The organism is uncultured Cetobacterium sp., from assembly GCF_945952365.1.
Taxonomy (GTDB): Bacteria; Fusobacteriota; Fusobacteriia; order Fusobacteriales; family Fusobacteriaceae; genus Cetobacterium_A.
In genome coordinates this window covers 1-5,629 of sequence record NZ_CAMFHX010000054.1, presented here as the reverse complement: position 1 = coordinate 5,629, position 5,629 = coordinate 1, and the positions used below count along the sequence as shown (strand labels likewise).

The following is a 5,629-nucleotide window of genomic DNA, read 5'->3' as shown; positions in this document are numbered from 1 at the left end:
ATTTAAAAATTGTTTGTAATTCTTAGGTTGACGGGCATGGACGGGACCCCTAATTCAGAAAAAGGCAACATTCTAAAAAGCGTAACAAATTCAGAAGTGTCATTTAAAGATGGAATAATGTATGAAAAAAATAAATTAGTTCCATTCACAGGAGTTGTGTTATATCCATTTAAAACTGGACAAACAGAGGTCTCTATAGTTTATAAAAAAGGAATAGCTGATGGAATGTATGTAGAATATCATATTAATGGGAATATCAAGATAAATGGATTTTACAAAAATGGTAAAAAATCAGAGTTATGGAAAGAATATTATAGAAATGGTTTACTAGAAAAAGAAACTGAATATAAAAATAATTTGAAAGAAGGATCAGAAAAGTTATATAGTAACTCAGGAGTACTTTTGGCTTCGTATAATTATAAAAATAATGATTTTGACGGATTTCAAGAACAATTTTATTCAAATGGAAAAATAGAATGGCATTGTTCTTATAAAAATGGTAAAAAAGATGGCATTGAAAAAAAATATGATAAAAATGGTCATTTAATATCTAAACTATTATATGAAAAAGGAATTTTCAAAAAAAAATTAAATTAACCCAAGTATTGAGATTTGTTACCACACAATTGACAAGGAAAAATCCTTGTCTTTTTTAATTTTGGGGAATACTAGATATTGGTAAATAAAAAATAAATTCATTGTGTATAAACTTAGTTAAAAAAATTATTTTAAATTTTCCAAATTTTTAATAAAAAATCGGATATAATATAGGTGAAAAGAAATATTATATTTTTTTCGATGAAGAAAAAATTAGATAAGTACCGTGGATTTGACAAGATAAAAAAAATACCTTAAGATTTTCATAAAAAGAGCGAAATCGGAGAAATACCCAAAATTTGACAAGAGATTTAAAATATTTTAATATTTTAATATAAGAAAAAATATTAAAAATTTAAAGAAAATAATTTAAAAAATAGGTGCGTTAAATTCTTATTTACTTAAGCTATTAAACTATGCTACGATATATGTATGAAATATTTTTTAGGAGGTAAAGATGCAGGAGATAAAAATTTCTACAGATGTTATGACTTTCTAAAAAAAATTATATAAATGAAAAAAGCAGGAGTAAGAAACTAAAATTTTATAAGTGTTAAACTTTCTCAGGGTATCTCACTTATAGAATTTGGGAATTTATACTCTCCGCTTTTGATACAAAATTATATTATAATTATGTTATAACATATAATAACACATTATAATAATTTTTATAATAATTTTTATAATAATTTTGTTGATAAAGTCAAGATATTATCCGAAAATTTCGGAGTTTGTCAAAAGAGATTATAGAGTTCTTATACCTACTTAAAAAATTAAGGAGGTACTGATTATGAAAGAAATTTCAACGATAATCGAAACACTGGATAAGACAAAATTAAGTACAAAGTTTTGTATTTATTCTTTAGCTATTGCCAGTGTTGGAATTTTTGCAATAGCATTATTAATTATCAGATTTACAAAGTAATAAAAAGCAAGGATTAATCCTTGCTTTTTATGTTTATATAATTATTTTTCCTTTATATTCTATCTCAATTTTTTCATCTTTAGCTATTTTTTCCAATCTAGAAATTAAAGCACCACCTACTAATTTTTTACCAGTTTTTGATAATAATTTATCTTCAGAAATATCAGCTAAAGAAAATCTCTTTTTTAGTTCTGAAGTAGATATATTTTCAGCTGATGAATACTTGGTATCAATACAATCAGCTATCATATTTTCAAAAAATTCTTTATCTAATCTTTTTTCTATTTCCATTCTTTCAAAAATTAGATTAAATATTTCTACAGTCTCAACAATATTTTCATTAAAACTTTTTTCAACCTCTCCTAGTAATTCATATCCTGTATAGGTTGTTAAACGAACTCCCCACATTCCAAATTCACAAACCAATTGTTCTAAGAATTCATTTTCTTCCTGATACTGATTTATTTTCTTTTGGTTTATTTTTCTAGAAAGAATGTTTGAAGAAAGTCTTTCTATCTCTAACTTTTGTTCAGATATATATTTTCTAACTTCTTTAGTTATTCCATGAATCTCATTCATATATTGTTCTTTAAGGTCCCTTTTCCTTGCATATTCTTTAGCCTCATTTTGAGTTTTTTCAGATAATTCTTCTAAAGGAGGTAATGGAGGTTTATTATCATCTTCATCATCATTTTTTATAATTTCATATTTACTTATATTAGAAATATCAAAAGCCTTTCTAATAAATGGATTATGAGTTATTTTATTTTTTTCTAAATGTTTTTTATATAATTCTTCATACTGATTCATTGTAATTTTTTCTTTAATAACTAAAATTTCAACTTCTTGATTCTCATTTTTTATCGCTTCCTCTTCAAAATTTAAAGGAATTTCTTCAAATGTCTTATCAAAAATATTTTCAATTTTTTCTGTTGGTCTTACTATAATTTTTTTCTCTTTTTTTTCTATTCCAGTTTTTATAGTTTTTATTAAATATTCAAGGGTACTTATGTCTTGTTTGACCTCTTTGTAAGCCCACAAAAGCCCTTTTATAAGGTCATTTTCTTCAAATATTTTTAATAAATTTTCTATGTTATCAATAGTTAATAATTTTGTTAAAAATCGATTATTTTTTACTTTTTCTATTGTTTTATTTAATTTTTCAGAAATTTCAATTTCAATCTGTTCAATTTCTTTTATTTCTTCTTTTTTGCTACTCCATGTGAAATTTAAATGAGTAACCTTTTTTCCGGTTTTTAATTTTTCTAAACATAAATCGTTAAAATATCTAGGTAACTCATCCATAATCGGCTTTAAAACTCTATCGTTAAAATTAGATGTCGTATACTTACTTGGAACACCTAATACCTCTCGTAACTCTTGTATATCATACCTTACATTTTTTTTACTATCCCATTGCTTTAATAATTTAAACATATTTTTTGAATAGACACTTTTTAAACTTACAAAATCTACTAAGTCAAATTTTGTAAATGTTCCTATAAGTTTATTTAAAATGTATTCAAAGTCTTCACTTGCCTTTATTATAATTATTTGTTCATCTTTTTTTATAATATATCTACTAAATAAAACAAAACGTCTTATTTCTTTTTCATCTTCATATTTTAAATTTAATTCTAACATTTTTTTATAAACTCTATCCAAATCAGAATAAAATCTTTCAATACTTCGATTAGAATATTGAGATAATTTTCTAAGATCCGAAAAAGAAAAAATTATTTCGTTGCTTCCTTTATCTTTCATTTTTTGACAAATTGAAAAAAATAGATCTAATTCTTTTTCTTTAAAACCAGCAAAACTAACCTTATTCATATCATTATGATATTTGATAACTTCTTTCACCATGCCCCTCCTAAAATAAAATGTTACAATTTGTAATAAGATACGTTATAACCCCTTTATATACAAGGTATATCACATAAGTTACTACAAGTCAAATATTTGTAGTAACTTATGTTGCAAAATGTAGTAAGTAATGTTACAGGATGTAGTAAGTAATGTTACAGGATGTAGTAAGTAATGTTACAGGATGTAGTAAGAAGTAGTATTCTAGGCCAATAAAATCAATACCTAAATGAAGCCTAAATCTTTTAAAGATTATTTAAAGAATATAAAGAATTCTTTAAAAGAAAAGATTCTTGATTTTTTTTGAAAAAAAGATTATAATAAAATTAATAACAAGATAATTGTTATTCGTGTCTTGTGCGTTAACAAAGAGGAGTTGGTAGCCTTTCCTTTCTCTTGGGGACAATAAAAAAACAAGAATTAAAGTTTGATTATTATTTATTAATAATTGACTACTACCACAAAATAAAATCATATTTTATTTTAAAAAAAGTCGTAGTATTAAATCTATGACTTTTTTTATATCTACTAAACTTTTTAGAGAGGATTTTAATAATGCTAAGAAAAATTATATTGGAATATGAAAAACATTTAAAGGGAAAAAGGTTCAAAATAACTTTAGAAACTGGTGAAATAATAGAGTTCCAAATTGCTAAGAAAAGATTAAAGCATTTATTAGGATTCCAATATACAAGTTATTCAACATTCCCAGCAGAACTTATTTATTCAAAAATTAAAAATAGAAAATTAACTTTAGAAAAATTACAAAAAGATAAAAAATTCAAAATTGTAGAAACAAGAATAATTAATTTTACAAGAATAATAGATTTATTATCGTTAAACGAAACAGATTTTATTATTGAGTTTAACAAAACTTTAATTGAAAATTGTGAGTTAAAATCAAAATATATAATTTACAAAGACAATTCTAATCATATTTTACACTTGGGATTAGCTGAAGATAATACTTATTATCCTGAAACATGGTTTATAAGAGATGAACGAACAAATAATATTGATCTATATATAAAAAATCAAAAAAAAATAAAAGTTATAAAATTTGAAATTATAACAATAAATTAAAAAAGGATTAACTTTTACAATGAGTTAATCCTTTTTTATATAATTTAAACCGCTTTAAATAGCTAAATTTAAGATTTCAACAGATTTTATGTTAAAATATATGACTTAAAAACACAAAGGGCCTTAAAATCGATTTTAAGAAGAATAAGATATTTAATTTTTTATCTAAAAACTTCTTTAAAATTATTAAAAAAAATTCAATCGGAAAAGTTATAAAATTAGTAATTGATATTTTTCTGATTTTTTTATATTATAGGTTATTAGCCTATAATATAAAAAATGGTATAAGAATATATATTTTCGGAGGTTTTTATGAGAATGCCTTTTACAAAACCAACTCCAGAAGGAAGAATTTTTTTCCAAGCATACAAAATAATTGAAGAGATCATAGAATCCAGTGAAATTATTGATTCTGTAAGTACTATTCACTTAAGGCAAACTTATAAAAGAAATTCTTATCTAGTTTCAGATGAAAATTTTTTTAATAGTTTATGTCAAAATCTTGTTGAGTTGGGAAAGCAGTATAAAGAAATAACTGGTAAAGATAAATTACCTAAAATTTTTATACCACCAATTTTGTATAAAAATGTAAAAAGTGTAACCACATACATAAACAAAGCATATTCTAAAAAAATATTAACTTATGATGATTATGCAGGAAGAGAACTAAAAAAATTACATAACGAATTAATGGAAAGTAAAGTTCCTCAAAGTCAAATAGATCTTGAAATAAAAAATCTTCGTGAACAATTAAAAAAACAACAAGAAAAATATAATGCAAAACTAGCAATTATAAGATTATCTTCTTGTGACTTTAGAGCAAAATTAAGAGATGATGAAAAAGAAATAAAAAGAATCACATTAAGGGAACAAGGAACATTTTTTCTTGGGAAACCTAAGTTTTATGAGCAGCCACCAAAATCTACAAGAAATGATTTATATGAAAATAGAAATGGAATTTATCAAATAAATGCTGAGGTTTACTTATCAGATTTAGAAGATCCTACTCTTATTTAATAGGTTATTAACCTATAATATAAACGATAGAACTAAAAGAGCTAGTTTTTCACTTCTAGCTCTTTATTTATTTTTATTTAAATAAGTTATTCCAAACTGTTTGCCAAAATCCAATCAAATAAGTTGTTTCATCTTCCAACT

General features: G+C 23.4%; 5 protein-coding genes. 4 read left to right on the top strand and 1 reads right to left on the bottom strand.

What is annotated here, in order from left to right:
- The first annotated feature begins 36 nt into the window (after positions 1–36).
- A complete protein-coding gene (locus Q0O83_RS11675) occupies positions 37–597 on the top strand; it encodes a toxin-antitoxin system YwqK family antitoxin (protein WP_294097289.1) in 561 nt (186 codons plus the stop codon).
- A gap of 790 nt (positions 598–1,387) precedes the next feature.
- A complete protein-coding gene (locus Q0O83_RS11670) occupies positions 1,388–1,522 on the top strand; it encodes a hypothetical protein (RefSeq protein ID WP_294097287.1) in 135 nt (44 codons plus the stop codon).
- A 33-nt stretch (positions 1,523–1,555) separates the two neighbouring features.
- Here Q0O83_RS11670 and Q0O83_RS11665 read toward each other — a convergent pair whose 3' ends face one another.
- The gene (locus tag Q0O83_RS11665) at positions 1,556–3,385 is read right to left on the bottom strand and encodes a replication initiation protein (protein ID WP_294097285.1); all 1,830 of its coding nucleotides are present in this window, start codon (positions 3,383–3,385) and stop codon (positions 1,556–1,558) included.
- A gap of 558 nt (positions 3,386–3,943) precedes the next feature.
- On the opposite strand from Q0O83_RS11665, the gene Q0O83_RS11660 reads away from it, so the two are divergent.
- Positions 3,944–4,471 (top strand): PBECR4 domain-containing protein, encoded by a 528-nt coding sequence (locus Q0O83_RS11660; protein WP_294097283.1) that lies wholly within the window; start codon positions 3,944–3,946, stop codon positions 4,469–4,471.
- A 312-nt stretch (positions 4,472–4,783) separates the two neighbouring features.
- Positions 4,784–5,488 carry a hypothetical protein gene (locus Q0O83_RS11655; protein ID WP_294097282.1) on the top strand — a complete coding sequence of 235 codons (705 nt, stop codon included), beginning with the start codon at positions 4,784–4,786 and terminating at the stop codon, positions 5,486–5,488.
- Positions 5,489–5,629: the final 141 nt, after the last annotated feature.